The sequence below is a fragment of the Actinomycetospora sp. NBRC 106378 genome (assembly GCF_030269685.1).
GTDB lineage: Bacteria > Actinomycetota > Actinomycetes > Mycobacteriales > Pseudonocardiaceae > Actinomycetospora.
This window is the reverse complement of record NZ_BSTT01000003.1, coordinates 281,818-296,511: the sequence shown is the minus strand read 5'-3', so window position 1 is coordinate 296,511 and position 14,694 is coordinate 281,818. Positions and strand designations below refer to the sequence as shown.

Here is a 14,694-nt window from a genome sequence, read left to right as displayed (position 1 = left end):
TGCTGCGGGCACTCGCGCCCGACGACGGGTGCGCGCGCAGGCCGGCCGACGGGGGCGGTGTGGGCACCCGGTGAATTCGTACAGGTGTACACGGAACGCGGACAGGTGTCCATATACTGTGCGGCGTGGGCACCCCGGGGGTACGACGCGGCCGCGCGACCGATCCGGACCGGCGGGAGCGCATCGCCCGGGCGGCGATGACCGTGATCTCGCGCAGCGGGGTCGACGGGCTGACCCACCGCGCGGTGGCCGCGGAGGCCGACGTGCCGCTGGGTTCGACCACCTACCACTTCGCGACCCTGGACGATCTGCTCGCGGTCGCCCTCCAGCGCGCGGCCGACGACAACATCCGCCTCGTCCGCACCTGGGCCAGCGGACTGCCGGTCGACGCCGACCTCGCCTCGGCGCTGGCCGACCTCGTCGTCGAACACCTCAACGACCAGCGCCCGCACACCGTCGTCGAGTACGACCTCTACATCGCCGCGCTGCACCGGCCGTCCCTGCGCGCACTCAGCAACGCCTGGGACGAGGCGCTGATCGAGATCTTCAGCGCGCGGACCGACGCGGTGACCGGGCGCGTCCTGGCCGCGATGTTCTGCGGGCTGCTGATGCAGGGAGCGATCGCCGACCCGCCGCTGACCGTCGACGGGTTCCGCGGGATGTTCCGCCGGGTCCTCGACGGCCCCGGCCCAGCCTGACCCACCTTGTGGACGTTTGTACAAGTGCGGCGTACATTCGTCCACACCGGTCGGCGGGCGTCGCTCCCCCCGCGGCGCCCACCGGCCGGCCCCACGCGGAGGGACCCCCAGGCCCATGGACCACGACGAGATCCCGGTCGACGAGCTGCACGTCCCGGCGGACCTCGAGGGCGCGCTCGCCGTCGCCGACCGGTTGGCCGTGCACGGGTCGGACTGCGTCTGTCCCCCGTGCGCCGGTCGGCTCCCGGGACTGCTCGCGGAACTCGCCCGCCGGCTCGGCTGAGGTTGTGACCCCGCGGAGCCGGGGATGCGGGTCCCGTGGGACGCAGCGCGGTGGTCGTCGGCGGCGGCATCGGTGGCCTGGCGGCCGCGCGGGGGCTCGTCCTCGCGGGCTGGGACGTCGAGGTCCTCGAGCGGCTGGCCGACGGGAGCGGTGACGAGGACGGGTCCGCGAGCCGGCTCGGCGGCGGTATCTCGATCTGGCCGAACGCGCTGCGGGCCCTCGACGCACTCGGGCTCGGCGACACCGTCCGCGCGGAGGGGCTGGTGCAGGCCGCGGGCGGCATCCGGGACCGGCGCGGGCGCTGGATCGTGCACAGCGACAACCGGCGGATGATCGCCCGCCACGGCGACGGGATCACCGTCCTGCGCCGCGCCCGCCTGCTCGCGATCCTGCGCGACGCGCTCCCGCCCGGCCTCGTCCGGACCTCCGCGCCGGTGGAGCGCCCGGGCGAGATCGACGCCGACCTCGTCGTCGGGGCGGACGGGATCGGCTCGGTCGTGCGGCGTCTGGTCGCGCCGGACGCCCGGCCGCGCGACACGGGCACCGTCGCGTGGCGGCTCGCCGCGCAGGTCACCGACCCGCCGTCGGAGGGCGGCGAGACCTGGGGCGACGGGTGCTACGCGGGGGTGGCGCCGCTCCGGGACGGTCGGGTGAACCTGTGGGCCGTGGTGCGGGCGGGTGAGCCGGCCGCGACCGACCTCGCGGCGCTCCGCCGTCGCTTCGCCGACTTCCACGCCCCGATCCCGGAACTCCTCGACGCGGCCGATCCGGAGTCCGCGCACGTCACGGGCCTGGCCTGGCTGCCCCCACTGCCCTCCTTCGTGCGCGGGAACCGTGTCCTGGTCGGCGACGCCGCGCACGCCATGACGCCCAACCTCGGCCAGGGCGGCTGCCTGGCGCTCGAGGACGCCGCCGTGCTGTCCCGGTGCGCCGACGACCTCGCCCGCTACGACCACCTCCGCCGTCCGCGCACGGCACGTCTCACCCGCCGGGCCCGGCTGGCGGGCCTCGTCGCGGGCCTGTCCGGCGCCGTCCCGACGGCGGGTCGCGACGCCCTGGGCCGTCTGGTCCCGGCGGCGGTCACCGTGCGTGCCCTCGACGGCGTGCTCGGGTGGACGCCACCGGGCGTGTCCGCCGCGCGTCGGCGCGCCACCGAATAGGCTGCCGCCCTCACCGAGGAGGATCATGGCAGGCACGAGGTGGAGCCGGGTGGCGGCAACGCTGCTCGGAGCGTCGGTGGTGCTGGTCGGCGCGGGCGCATGCTCGTCGGAGCCGCCGCCGCCCGCGCGGCAGTACACCGTCCAGTTCTCGGTCACCGGCACCGCGGGCGGGAACGTCTTCGGTCGGTACGTGACCGTGGGCGAGCTGGGGAGCACGGCGGAGACCAACTTCTCCGGCGTGCCCTACGAGCTCACGCTCACGACGCCCTACCCGCCGGCGCCGAAGCTCCAGGCGGGGGCCGTCGGTGTCCCGCCCGGATCCCGGCTCTCGTGCCGGATCAGCGTCGACGGGCAGACCGTGGCGTCCCAGACGATCTCCGTGCCCGGCCAGGACGTCATCTGCCGCGCGAGCTGACCGTCTCCCCGGGAGCATCCCCGGCCGCCACCACCGGTCGTCGGGACCGTTCCCGCAGGCCCAGCGCCGTCACCGACACCGCGACGACGACGAGGCCCACCACCTGGGTCGCGGTGAGCGTGCCACCGAGCAGCGTGACCCCGAGGACGGTGGCGGTGAGGGGGAAGGCCAGCTCGGCGAGCGTCGCCCGCGCCGCGGGTGTGCGGCGCAGCCCGGGGTAGTACAGGGCGAGCCCGAGCAGACCCGGAACCAGCGCGAGGGCGACCAGCGGTGGGAGCTGACCGACCGTCACCGCGAGCGGGCCGGCGTCCACGAGCAGCACCACCAGCGCGGCCGGGAGTCCGATCGCGAAGCGCAGCACGGTGATCTCCCACGGCGTGGCGTCCGACCCCGCGCCCACGTACCGGCCCAGGACCGTGCCCGCCGCCCACAGGACGGCCGCGCCGGCCGCGAGCGCGGCGGCGACCACGGCCTGCACGTGGACGTCGAACGGATCGGCGAAGGCCAGCAACCACGCCCCGACCAGGGCGGGCACGGCGTAGGCCCAGTAGCCGCGGTGCAGCCGCTCCCCCAGCAGCCAGGCGGCCCCGAGCGCGGCGACGAGGGGCTGGATCTTCTGCAGGACCAGGGGCGTGATCGGGTCGCCCAGGGTCAGGGCCTCGGTGAAGAGCACGGTGGCCAGCGCCGACGAGCCCGCGCCGATCACCCCCATCGCGACCCGGGACGGCGCCGGCATGCGCCGGAACGCCCGCCACGCCCGCGGCAGCCACGGCGCGAGCACCACCACGATGATGAGGTGCTCCCAGAGCACGATGCTCGCCGCGGGCAGGGCGCCGGCGAGGGGCGCACGGAGCAGGGCGTCCGTGCCCCACAGCGCCGCGCCGAGCGCGACCAGCCAGGTCAGGTCACCGGAGCCGCGCCACGAGGTGGGCCTCACCGTCCGCCTCCTCGTCGACCAGCACGTCGAGGTGGTCGAACGCCGCCCGCAGTTCGCCCGGGGCGGCGCGGAAGCGACCACCGGTGTCGCCGACCGTCGACAGCACCGTCATGACCAACAACCCGCCCGGCGTCAGCAGTCCCGCGAACGTCGGGTAGAGCAGCGGGTCGCGGAAGCGCTGGCAGACCAGGACGTCGTACCTCCCGGAGACCGTGACCGGCAGGCCGTCGTCGAGATCGGCCTCGATCCAGCGGACCGACACGCCCTCGGCCCCGGCGAGCTCGCGGCCGAGCGCGAGCCCGGCCGGAGCCGCGTCGACCGCGTCGACGGCGAGGCCGCGGGCGGCGAGCCACACCGCGACCGTGCCGCGTCCGCAGGCCACGTCGAGTGCGCGACCGCTCGTCGGGACCAGGTCCTCGCGCCCGACGAGGACCGACGGCGGACCGGGGCGCCCGACCGTCGAGGCGGCGAAGCGGTCGTTCCAGTCCACTACCGGCGGCGTGCCAGGGTCAGCCCGAACCGCTCGCCGGGGTCGGGCAGCCACCCGACCGCGTCGAAGCCGGCGGCGTCGAGCTCCGCGGCGATGCCCTGGCGGGTGAACTTGGTGGAGATCTCGGTGCGCATCTCCTCGCCCTCGGCGAACTCGACGGTGAGGTCGAGGGCCGGGACGTGGACCGTCATCGGGCGGCGGGCCTTCACCCGCATCTCGATCCGGCTCGACTGCGGCACCCAGGCCGCGACGTAGGAGAACCCGTCGACGTCGAAGTCGGCGCCCAGCACCCGGTTGAGCACGGTGAGTGCGTTGAGCTCGAAGGCGGCGGTGACGCCCGCGCGGTCGTCGTACGCGGCGACCAGCGTCTCCTCGTCCTTGATCAGGTCCGTGCCCACGAGGAAGTGCTCGCCGGAGGTGAGCGTGTCGGAGAGCGCGGTGAGGAAGGCGCGGCGGTCCTCGGGCTCGAAGTTGCCGATGGTGCCGCCGAGCAGCACCACGAGGCGGCGTCCGACCGCGGGGATGCTGCGCAGGTCCGCGATGAAGTCGCCGACGACCCCGTGCACGTCGAGGTCGGGGTAGCCCGCGACCAGGCCCGGGACGGCCTCCTCGAGGGCCGCCGCGGACACGTCGACCGGGACGTAGTGACGCAGGAGCCCGGTCCGCGACATGGCGTCGAGGAGCAGGGTGCTCTTCGTCGACGAACCCGACCCGAGCTCGACGAACGTGTCGGCCGCGGCCGTCCGGGCGATCTCGTCGGCGTGGGCCGCGAGGGCCTCGCGCTCGGCGACGAAGGGGTAGTACTCGGGCTGCGCGGTGATCTGCTCGAACAGCTCGGACCCGCGGGCGTCGTAGAGCCACTGCGGGCGCAGGACCTTCGGCGTCGAGGTCAGACCGCGCAGCGCGTCGGCGCGCAGCGCGGCGTCGGCGTCCGCCTCGGTGAGGTGGACGTCGACGGTGGGGAGAGTGCCATGGGGGGTCACGGCGGAGGTTCACGTCCGATCGGTCGCGGCCCACTCCGGGCGGGGAGGGCCTGGTTCACGGCGTCGGGAAGCAGGGGCGAGCGAAGCGACGGGGAAGGAGGGTCAGGGGCGAGCGAAGCGACGGGGAAGGAGGGTCAGGGGCGAGGAGTGCGGGTCGCTACAGGGCGGTGACCTCGACGGTGGCGAGGTCCCGCACCACGAGCAGGCGCAGGTCGTCGACGGGCGTCCAGTCGTGGTCGTCGAGGGGCTCGGAGGCGACGGTCACGCCGGTGGCGTCGGACCGCCACGACAGCGCGTGGTCCACGGCGGTGGCCACGAGCGTCGGCCTGCCGTCGGGCCCCTCGGTCAGCAGCATCAGGTTCAGTCGCGAGCCGGGCGCTGCGGCGAGCGCGCGGGTGACGACGTCGGCGACCGCGTCGGCCGGGTCCTTGCCGGCGTCGAGTCGACGGCGGACGAGCGCCCACAGGACCGCCGAGTCGGTGGGCGCCTCGAGGGTCATCAGGGTCTCCGGGTCGAGCTCGGCCGCCAGGTCCCGCAGGGAGCCCGGCCAGCCGCGGACGACGCCGTTGTGGCTGAAGATCCGCGTGCCGTCCCGGAACGGCGCGCACGCGCCGGTCGACACCGGCATGCCGACCGTGGCCGAACGCACGGCCGCGACGAAGGCGGTCGAGGACACGGCGGTGGCGAGGTCGAGGAACGAGGCGTCGGTCCACATCGGCACCGGTTGCCGGTAGGAGTGCGCGGAGCCGGCGTCCGCGCCGTACCAGCCGACGCCGAAGCCGTCCGCGTTGACGGTGCCGCCACCGCGCATGTCGGCCGGGGCGTAGGACTGCACGAGCAGCGAGTGCGGCGGTTCGGTCACCCGCGAGGCGAGGGTGACCGGGCGCGGGCCCACGTGGCCCAGGTGTCGGCACATGCGGGTCAGGCCCTCCGGGCGAGGCGGAAGCCCGAGAAGATCTGGCGCCGGATCGGCAGGTCCCAGTTGCGGAACGTGGTGCGCGCGTTGATCGCGCCCACCCCGAAGGAGGAGCCGCGCAGCATCCGGAAGTCCCCGCCGAAGAACACCTCGGAGTACTCCTTGTACGGGAACGGGGCGAAACCGGGGTACCCCTCGAAGCCGGAGTCCAGCCACTCCCAGACGTCGCCGACGAGCTGGTGCACCCCGAGCGGCGAGGCGCCCTGCGGGTAGGCGCCGATGGGTGCGGGCTGCAGATGGCGCTGGTCGAGGTTCGCGCGCTCGGGGGTCGGGTCGTCGTCGCCCCAGGGGAAGCGCCGGGTCTCGCCCGACGCCGGGTCGAACCGGGCGGCGTACTCCCACTCGACCTCGGTGGGCAGACGCTTCCCGGCCCACCGGGCGTACGCGTCCGCCTCGTGGAAGCAGACGTGCAGGACCGGCTGGTCGGCGACGTCGGCGATCGCCTGCCGCTCGCCGAAGCTCGTCCGGTGCCAGGCCCCGTCGACCTTCTCCCAGGTCATCGGCGCGGACCAGCCGTCGGCGGTGATCTGCTCCCAGCCGGCGTCGGACCACAGCTCGCGGCGCGTGTAGCCGCCGTCGTCGAGGAACCGGACGTACTCGCCGTTGGTCACGGGCGCGGCGCCGAGGAAGAAGGGCTCGACGTCGACCGGGTGGGCCGGGCGTTCGTTGTCCAGCGCATAGACGTCGGCGCCGGTCGCGTCGACGCCCATCGTGAAGCGGCCGCCGGGATGGAACACCTCCGCGCCGCGCAGCTCGTCCGCCAAGCCGGAAGCGGGCGGCGCCGGGGCGTGGAGCGCCTTCGGGCCCACCCGGAGCTGGTGGGTGGCGAGCATGGTCTCCACGTGCTGTTGCTCGTGCTGGGCGATCATGCCGTAGACGAAGCCGTCCTCGAGCAACGCGCGGCCGTCGGATCCGGCCTCGTCGAGGATCTCCAGGGTGCGCTCGCGCACGGTGGCGCCGTAGGCCCGCGCCTCGACGGGGTCGAGCAGCGGCAGTTGCGGACGCCCCGCCCGGGGATTGGTGAAGGCGTCGTAGAGGTGGTCGACGTCCTCCCGGACGCCCGGCGTGACACCGTCCCCCGGCGTGGCCCGGCGGACCAGCCAGAAGTCCTCCATGTTCGCGATGTGCGCCACGTCCCAGTGCAGTGGGGACATCAGCGGCGAGTGCTGGCGCGTCAGCTCGACGTCGTCGACGGCGTCGGTGAGCGCCTGGGTGCGGCGGCGGGCCGTGGCCAGCTCCTCGGCCAGGCGGGCGCGCAGGTCGTCGGGGTAGCGGGTCATGCTCGATCGCCTCCGGGGAGGACCGGTTCGTCCGGGTCACGCGGGTACGGGTACGGGTTCTCGACGGCGGGTCCGAGCTCGCCCTCGCCGGGCTCGACGGTGGGGTCGTCGGCCGGGCAGCGGCCGCGCAGCGTCCGTCGCTCGGCGACGTCGGCGAGCAGGTCGGCGAGCTCGGGGTCGGTGGGGCGCAGGCTCGCGTGCGCGAGGTCGACCAGGCGGGCGGCGGCCCGCGCCAGCTCGGCGTCGTCGAGCCCGTGGCGGGCGGCGGCGACCCACCGCCGCGTCACCGGGGCGACCGCCTCCCGGGCCCGGTCGAGGGTCACCGGGTCGGCGAGCAGACCGGTGAGCAGGGCGAGCGGGGCCGCCCACTCCCCGCCGGGCTGCTGGTCGACGTAGCGGACCTCGACGTGGCCGTGCGGGCGGACCGGCGGGAAGAGCGTGGTCAGGTGGTAGGCCAGGTCGTCCCACGTCGGGGCGATGTCCAACCCGCCCCGACCCTCGATCCAGTCACCGAACGTCACCGCCGGCGGGGCGTTCCAGTGGCCGTGCCGGCGGACGCAGAGCAGCTGCGTGCCGAGGGCGCGCTCGGCCCACTCGACCGCCGGGTCCTCCCCGAGCAGCTCCGGCGGGCGGGTGCGCTCGGGGTCGAGCGAGAGCCACGCCGCCATCCGCGAGGACTTCCAGCCGGTGCGCCGCCCGTGCGCGGCGGGCGAGTTCGCGAACATCGCGACCAGCGTCGGACCGACCTCGTGCAGCGCCCGCCACCGCGCCGCGACCTGCTCGCCCTCCCCCGCGTCCAGGCAGAGCTGGACCGCCGAGGTGGACGACATCATCGTGCGGCCGTGGGGGCCGACGCGGTCGAACGCGGCCTCCATGGCGGCGTAGCGCGGCACGCGGAGGATGCGACGGGGTGGTCGCAGCGGGTCGGCCGCGCGGTCGACGAGGGTCAGTCCCTCGGTGGCCAGGCGCTCGCGGATGGCGGCGGCATCGGTGTGCACCGCCCTGACCAGCGCAGACAGGCTCTCCAGGGGCGGCGTGGCGATCTCGACCTGGCCGCCGGGCTCGACGGTGACGGTGCTCCCCGCGGGGAGCGGCAACGGAGCCGGGGGGACCAGGGGCGACGGCGGGGCGCCCGTGACGGTGGGGACGGAGGTGCGCAGCGTGCCCGGGGCGTGGGGCCCGAGCACCCGCAGCAGCTGGGCGGGGTCGATCGGGTCGGCGGGGCGCCAGGCGGAGCGGACGAGCCACTCCAGTTCGGCTCCCAGCAGGCGCGGCGGCCCGTGCTTGAAGCAGACCGAGGCGACGTACGCGGCAGCGGCGGCGCGGTCCGGGACCGGCGCGGCCGGATCGAGCTCGATCGCGGGGGCGGCCATGGGTCTCACTCTCCCCTCGGTGCTCACGGGGTGGATCACGTCGAGCCCCACGAGTCCCGTGAGGCACGGCGAACGACGCTACACGCGGGCACCGACCGGTGCAGGGGTTCGACCGCTGGTGTCCGGCGTATCACGCACCCCCGACAACATCACCCTCGGTGATCATGCGGCCCCGGCGAACTGGGTGTGGTGGAGGTCCGCGTACCGGCCCGCGCGAGCGAGCAGGACCTCGTGCGGGCCCTGCTCGACGACCCGCCCGTTCTCCACGACGGCGATGGTGTCGGCGCTGCGGATCGTGGAGAGGCGGTGGGCGATCACGATCGCCGTGCGCCCGACCAACGCCTCCGTGAGGGCCTCCTGCACGGCCACCTCGGACTCCGAGTCCAGGTGCGCGGTCGCCTCGTCGAGGATGACCACCCGCGGGGCCGCGAGCAGCAGCCGCGCGATGGTCAGCCGCTGGCGCTCGCCGCCGGAGAGCCGGTAGCCGCGCTCGCCGACCACGGTCGCCAACCCGTCGGGCAGGTCGGCCAGCAGGTCGCCGAGCCGGGCCCGCCGCAGCGCGGTGACCAGCTCCGCGTCGGTGGCCTCCGGCTTGGCGTAGCGCAGGTTGCCGGCGATCGTGTCGTGGAAGAGGTGGCCGTCCTGGGTGACCACGCCGATCGCACCGCGCAGGTCGGCGAACGAGGTGTCCCGGATGTCGGTCCACGCCCCGGGGCGCCCGACCTCGACCGCGCCCGAGTCCACGTCGTAGAGCCGCGGTACCAGGGAGGCGATCGTCGACTTCCCCGCCCCGGACGGTCCGACGAGCGCCAGCATCCGCCCCGGCGCCACCTCGAGGTCGACGCCGTGGAGGACCTCGTGGTTCTCGGTGTGCTCGAGCGTCGCGACCTCCTCCAGGCTCGCGAGCGAGATGGTCGAGGCGTCGGGGTAGGTGAAGCGCACGTCGCGCAGCCGGACGCCGAGGGGCGTGGCGGGCAGCGGGACCGGGTCGGGCCGCTCGGTCAGCGACGGCTGCAGGTCCAGCACCTCGAAGACCCGCTCGAAGCTGACCAGAGCGCTCATGACGTCGACGCGGGCGTTCGCGAGCTGGGTCAGCGGCCCGTAGAGGCGGGTGAGCAGCAGGGCGAGGCTGACCACGGTGCCGGCCTCGATGCGCCCGGTGAAGGCGAGCCAGCCACCGACGCCGTAGACCATCGCCTGGGCCAGGGCGCTGACGAGCGTCAGGCTCGTCATGAACACGCGGTTGGCCATCGCGGTCCGCACCCCGATCTGGCGCACGCGGTCCGCCCGGTCGCCGAACTCCTCGGCCTCGGCCCGCGGCCGCCCGAAGAGCTTGACCAGCGTGGCGCCGCCGGCGGAGAACCGCTCGGTCATCTGCCCGGTCATCGCGGCGTTGAGGTTCGCCGACTCGCGCTGCAGCGCCGCGATCGTCCGGCCCATCCGCCGGGCGGGGAGGATGAAGATCGGCAGCAGCACGAGCGCCAGCAGGGTCACCTGCCAGGCGAGGGTGATCATCACCGCGACCGTGAGCACGAGCTGGATCACGTTGGTGACCAGCCCGGAGAGCGTCGAGGTGAACGCCCGCTGGGCACCGATGACGTCGTTGTTGAGCCGGCTGACGAGCGACCCGGTACGGGTGCGGGTGAAGAACGCGACCGGCATCGACTGCACGTGGCCGAAGACGGCGCGGCGCAGGTCGTAGATGAGGCCCTCGCCGATCCGCGAGCTCATCCACCGCTCGGCGAGCCCGAACAGGGCGTCCACCACGGCCAGCCCCGCGATCGCGACGGCGACCCACACGACGGTCGAGAGCCCGGTGCGGTTGACGATCGCGTCGACCGCACGCCCGGCCAGGACCGGCACCGCGACGGCGATCACGGCCGAGACCGTGGTCAGCGCGAGGAAGGCGTACAGCATCCGGTGGTGCGCCGCGGCGAACCGCCAGATGCGCCCCAGCGTGCCCTTGGGCACCGATCTCGGCAGCTTCTCGCTGCGCGACATCGACATCATCAACATCCAGGCGTTCTCCACGCCGTTCTCCCCACCTCGCTCGGACCTGGCCCCGAGCGTGCGACCTCGACGTTCGTTGAGGTCAAGCGGACGCCGGAGAGCCGCGGCGGGTGGTGGTCCGCCGGTCCGGCCCTCGATTATCCGCGGGAGCGCGCGACGATGCGCGGGTAGCGCAGGGTGTTCGCCACGGGCGAGCACGGCGGTCGTGTCCCCGACCCGCCCGCTGCTGGACGGACCCGGGAGCTACCGCGACGACCCGGTGACGATGGAGTCAGGACGTCTTCTTGGTACGCGTGGCACCCCCGCGCCCGCGCAGGGTCACCCCGGACTCGGAGAGCACCCGGTGCACGAAGCCGTAGGAACGGCCCGTGGACTCGGCGAGCGAGCGGATGCTCGCCCCCTTCTCGTACTTCTTCTTGAGGTCGGTCGCGAGCTTGTCCCGCTGGTCGCCCGTGATGCGGGCGCCCTTCTTCAGGTCGGCCATGGTTCATCCACCCCTCTCCCGGACGGTGCCCGGTCGACCCATGATGATCGCCGGAGGCGGTGTGCGCCACGGCACAATCCACATGATCGGTGAGCGGTTGGGCCGATCGGAGCGAGATCACCTCCGGGCGGACCAATCACCATCGTTCCAGCTCAGCAAGGCCGTTCGACGATCAACGAGATCGTCGGGGGTGGGTCAGGCGAGCTCGACGAGCTCCAGGTGCTCGGCGTTGAAGTGGTCCTCGGTGCCGTCGGGGAGCAGGATGACCCGCTCCGGTTCGAGGGCCTCGACGGCGCCCGGGTCGTGCGTCACGAGCACCACGGCGCCCTCGTAGTGGCGCAGCGCGTCGAGGACCTTCTCGCGCGAGGCGGGGTCGAGGTTGTTCGTCGGCTCGTCGAGGAGCAGCACGTTCGCGGCGCTGGACACGAGCCCTGCCAGGGCGAGGCGGGTGCGCTCGCCGCCCGAGAGGGTGCCCGCCGGTTGGTCGAGCTGCTCGCCGGTGAACTGGAAGGCGCCCAGCAGCGTGCGGAGCTGCTGCTCGGGGGTGTCCGGGGCGGCGGACCGGGCGTTCTGCCAGACCGTGCGGCCCATGTCCAGGGTGTCGTGCTCCTGGGCGAAGTAGCCGCGGCGCAGGCCGTGACCGGGGGTCACTCCCCCCGTGTCCGGGGTCTCGACGCCCGCCATGATCCGCAGCAGGGTGGTCTTGCCCGCGCCGTTGAGGCCGAGGATCACCACCCGGGAGCCGCGGTCGACGGCGAGGTCGACGCCGGTGAACACCTCGAGCGAGCCGTAGCTCTTCGACAGCCCGGCGGCCGTCAGCGGCGTGCGCCCGCAGGGCTGCGGCGTCGGGAAGCGGATCGCGGCGACCCGGTCGGACACCCGCTCCTCGTCGAGGTTCGCGAGCAGCGCGTCGGCGCGGCGCTGCATCTGCTTGGCGGCGACCGCCTTGGTGGCCTTCGCGCCCATCTTCGCCGCCTGCGCCGAGAGCGCGGAGGCCTTCTTCTCGGCGTTGGCACGCTCCCGCCGGCGCCGCGCCTCGTCGTCGGCTCGCGCCTGCAGGTAGTTCTTCCAGTTCATGTTGTAGACGTCGAGCTCACCGCGGGTGGCGTCGAGGAACCACACCTTGTTGACGACGTCCGCCAGGAGGTCGGTGTCGTGGCTGATCACCACGACCCCGCCGTCGTAGCCCTTGAGGAACGTCCGCAGCCACGAGATCGAGTCGGCGTCGAGGTGGTTGGTGGGCTCGTCGAGCAGCAGCGTGGTGCCGGCGTTGCCGCCGTCGCCGGACGCGGCGAACAGGATGCGGGCGAGCTCCACGCGGCGCCGCTGGCCGCCGGAGAGGGTCTCCAGCGGCTGGGCGAGCACCCGGTCGGGCAGGCCGAGGTTGGAGCAGATGCGCCCCGCCTCGCTCTCCGCGGCGTACCCGCCGAGGTCGGAGAACCGCTCCTCCAGCCGGCCGAAGCGGGCGATGGCCCTGTCCCGCTCGGCGTCGTCGGCCAGCTCGGCCATCGCCGTCTGGACCTTCTCCATGTCCCGGAGGATCTGGTCGAGCCCGCGGGCCGAGAGCACGCGGTCCCGGGCGAGGACCGACAGGTCGCCCTCACGCGGGTCCTGCGGCAGGTACCCGACGGGCCCGGTGGAGCGGACCGTGCCGCCGTAGGGCTCGGACTCCCCGGCGATCGCGCGCAGCGAGGTGGTCTTGCCGGCGCCGTTGCGGCCGACGAACGCGATGCGGTCCCCCGGCTGCACGCGCAGGGTCACCCCGGCGAGCAGGACGCGGGAGCCGGCGCGCAGCTCGAGGTCGGACGCAGTGATCACAGGGGTCCAGTGTAGGCGAGGCGTTGCGCTCGATCCCCCGGCCGGTGAGGATCCGGCGCTCCGAGTGACCACGGCGACAACGTCCGGGTCGTAGGGCTTCTTCACACGCGGCCCGGATAATGGCGGGTATGGGCCTGTTCAACTGGTTTCGCCGCTCGGGGTCGACCGGCCTCGGAGCCGACGGCCGACGCCAGGTCCTCGACCGCGAGGGTGGGCCCGCCGACCTCGATCACCTGCGCCGGTTCGCCGGGAGCCGCACCGGGGTCGAGTTCTTCGTCGAGCCGGAGACCACCGCGACGGACACCACCGTCGTCGCCGTCGCCCAGGACGGCGAGTGGACCCGTCGTCGGGTGGGCACGCCACGCGCCGCGGAGCGCCTCGCCCGTCGGTGCAAGGTCCCGGTCTACGACGTGCAGGTGACCGGTTACCCCCAGGCCATGCGGGACTGGAACGCGCGGGCGAAGGCCGATCGCGAAAGACTCGCGGCGTGGGAGAGGGAGATCGGCGACTGACCGCACGCGCGGCCGACGTCCTCGTCGCCGGCGGCGGTCCGGCGGGGTGGTCGGCCGCCCGGGCGTGCGCGCGGCGGGGGCTCGCCGTGACCCTCGTCGACCCGCATCCCGACCGGCGGTGGCGCCACACCTACGGCGCCTGGGCCGACGAGGTGCCGCTGACGGGCCCGGACGCGCTCCCGCGCGACGTGGTGGCCGCGTCCGGCCCGGGGTTCGCGATCGCCCGCCGTACGCACCCCCTCGCCGGGGACTACGCCGTCCTCGACACCGGCGCGCTGCAGGAGGCGCTGCACCACCCTGCGGTCACCGTGCACCGCGGCCGGGTCGTCGGACGGGCGGAGGGCACCGCGTTCCTCGACGGCGGCGAGCGGCTCGCCGCTCCCCTGGTCCTCGACGCCACCGGCGCGGCCCAGGTGCTCTCCCGTTCCCGACGGCAGGTCCCGCGCGCGGCCGAGCAGACGGCGGTCGGGGTGGTCGTCCCGTCGTCGGTCGCGGCCCGGGTGACGGGTGGCCGGCTCGTCTTCATGGACTGGCGCCCGCTGCACGGCCACCCCGGCTGGCCGACCTTCCTCTACGCCATCCCGCTCGGCGGCGACGACTGGTTGCTCGAGGAGACCTCCCTGGCCCGTCGTCCGGGGCTCCCGCTGGCCGAGCTCACCGAGCGTCTCCGGCGCCGACTGGTCGCGTGCGGCCTCGAGGAGGGCGACATCCCGCTCGACGACCGGACGCGCGTCGAGCACGTGCGCTTCGCGGTCGACACCCCGAGCCACCGCCCGCCCGCCGGCGTCGTCCCCCTCGGGGCGGCGGCGTCGCTGGTCCACCCCGCGACCGGCTACTCCCTGACGCGATCGTTGGTCATCGCCACTCGACTGGCCGATGCACTGGCCACTCGACCCGACCATGCAGCCCGGCTCGACGCGGCCGGTCGAGCGGTCCGCTCGACGGCCGGCCGGGTCGTGCACGCGATGCGGCGGCGCGGCCTCGACGTCCTGCTGCGGATGCCGCCGTGCGAGGTCCCGGAGTTCTTCGAGCGGTTCTTCAGCCTCCCGGCGGCGGCCCAGCGCGGTTACCTCGGCGCGCACGACGACGTCGCGAACTCGATGGGGGCCATGCTCGCGGTCTTCCGGCACCTCTCGCCGCGCCTGCGCGGCCACCTGATCGCCGGATCACTTCTGGGTGCCGGTCGCGATCATTCGGGTGAGGACGGGTACTAGGACGTCCGAACGGAGTACCGCGTTACCATCCGCGGCTCCTGCTCGTTCCGTGGACGGGCGG

General features: G+C 74.4%; 15 protein-coding genes. 6 read left to right on the top strand and 9 right to left on the bottom strand.

Translation table 11 applies throughout. The annotated features are described in order from the left end of the window. The first annotated feature begins 125 nt into the window (after positions 1-125). The 4 genes from QSK00_RS09785 to QSK00_RS09770 all read left to right on the top strand — a co-directional run bounded on the left by QSK00_RS09785 (position 126) and on the right by QSK00_RS09770 (position 2,556). Positions 126-698 (top strand): TetR/AcrR family transcriptional regulator, encoded by a 573-nt coding sequence (locus QSK00_RS09785; protein ID WP_285590044.1) that lies wholly within the window; start codon positions 126-128, stop codon positions 696-698. A gap of 115 nt (positions 699-813) precedes the next feature. Next, a complete protein-coding gene (locus QSK00_RS09780; RefSeq protein ID WP_285590042.1) occupies positions 814-981 on the top strand; it encodes a hypothetical protein in 168 nt (55 codons plus the stop codon). 35 nt (positions 982-1,016) lie between these two features. Then, entirely contained in the window at positions 1,017-2,141 is a 1,125-nt protein-coding gene (locus QSK00_RS09775; RefSeq protein WP_285590040.1) for an FAD-dependent monooxygenase, read from the top strand. Between the two features lie 25 nt (positions 2,142-2,166). Then, positions 2,167-2,556 carry a hypothetical protein gene (locus tag QSK00_RS09770; RefSeq protein ID WP_285590038.1) on the top strand — a complete coding sequence of 130 codons (390 nt, stop codon included), beginning with the start codon at positions 2,167-2,169 and terminating at the stop codon, positions 2,554-2,556. Here the strand turns inward: QSK00_RS09770 and QSK00_RS09765 are convergent. From QSK00_RS09765 to QSK00_RS09725, 9 genes are all read right to left on the bottom strand, one after another. Continuing rightward, on the bottom strand, positions 2,537-3,493 hold the full coding sequence (locus QSK00_RS09765; protein WP_285590035.1) for a DMT family transporter: 957 nt from the start codon (positions 3,491-3,493) through the stop codon (positions 2,537-2,539). The two genes, QSK00_RS09770 and QSK00_RS09765, sit on opposite strands and share 20 nt — an antisense overlap. Continuing rightward, a complete protein-coding gene (locus QSK00_RS09760) occupies positions 3,462-3,983 on the bottom strand; it encodes a class I SAM-dependent methyltransferase (RefSeq protein ID WP_285590033.1) in 522 nt (173 codons plus the stop codon). Before QSK00_RS09760 ends, QSK00_RS09765 begins: the two co-directional genes overlap by 32 nt. Further along, the gene (egtD, locus tag QSK00_RS09755) at positions 3,983-4,966 is read right to left on the bottom strand and encodes an L-histidine N(alpha)-methyltransferase (RefSeq protein WP_285590031.1); all 984 of its coding nucleotides are present in this window, start codon (positions 4,964-4,966) and stop codon (positions 3,983-3,985) included. The genes QSK00_RS09760 and egtD overlap by 1 nt, the downstream gene beginning before the upstream one ends. Positions 4,967-5,123: 157 nt before the next feature. Next, on the bottom strand, positions 5,124-5,882 hold the full coding sequence (gene egtC, locus QSK00_RS09750) for an ergothioneine biosynthesis protein EgtC (RefSeq protein ID WP_285590028.1): 759 nt from the start codon (positions 5,880-5,882) through the stop codon (positions 5,124-5,126). A gap of 5 nt (positions 5,883-5,887) precedes the next feature. Then, positions 5,888-7,222, bottom strand: coding sequence for an ergothioneine biosynthesis protein EgtB (egtB, locus tag QSK00_RS09745; protein WP_285590025.1), 1,335 nt, complete (start codon positions 7,220-7,222; stop codon positions 5,888-5,890). Next, complete coding sequence (egtA, locus tag QSK00_RS09740; RefSeq protein ID WP_285590024.1) at positions 7,219-8,595, bottom strand: ergothioneine biosynthesis glutamate--cysteine ligase EgtA; 1,377 nt, start codon at positions 8,593-8,595, stop codon at positions 7,219-7,221. Before egtA ends, egtB begins: the two co-directional genes overlap by 4 nt. 162 nt (positions 8,596-8,757) lie before the next feature. Continuing rightward, positions 8,758-10,605 (bottom strand): ABC transporter ATP-binding protein, encoded by a 1,848-nt coding sequence (locus QSK00_RS09735; RefSeq protein WP_502872033.1) that lies wholly within the window; start codon positions 10,603-10,605, stop codon positions 8,758-8,760. 271 nt (positions 10,606-10,876) lie between these two features. After that, positions 10,877-11,089, bottom strand: coding sequence for a helix-turn-helix domain-containing protein (locus QSK00_RS09730; protein ID WP_026204731.1), 213 nt, complete (start codon positions 11,087-11,089; stop codon positions 10,877-10,879). Positions 11,090-11,284: 195 nt separating this feature from the next. Then, complete coding sequence (locus tag QSK00_RS09725) at positions 11,285-12,907, bottom strand: ABC-F family ATP-binding cassette domain-containing protein (protein ID WP_285590020.1); 1,623 nt, start codon at positions 12,905-12,907, stop codon at positions 11,285-11,287. Positions 12,908-13,035: 128 nt separating this feature from the next. Between QSK00_RS09725 and QSK00_RS09720 the strand changes: the two genes are divergently transcribed. Further along, the gene (locus tag QSK00_RS09720; protein WP_285590018.1) at positions 13,036-13,419 is read left to right on the top strand and encodes a hypothetical protein; all 384 of its coding nucleotides are present in this window, start codon (positions 13,036-13,038) and stop codon (positions 13,417-13,419) included. Beyond that, on the top strand, positions 13,395-14,633 hold the full coding sequence (locus QSK00_RS09715; protein WP_285590016.1) for a lycopene cyclase family protein: 1,239 nt from the start codon (positions 13,395-13,397) through the stop codon (positions 14,631-14,633). The genes QSK00_RS09720 and QSK00_RS09715 overlap by 25 nt, the downstream gene beginning before the upstream one ends. The last annotated feature ends 61 nt before the right edge of the window (positions 14,634-14,694 follow it).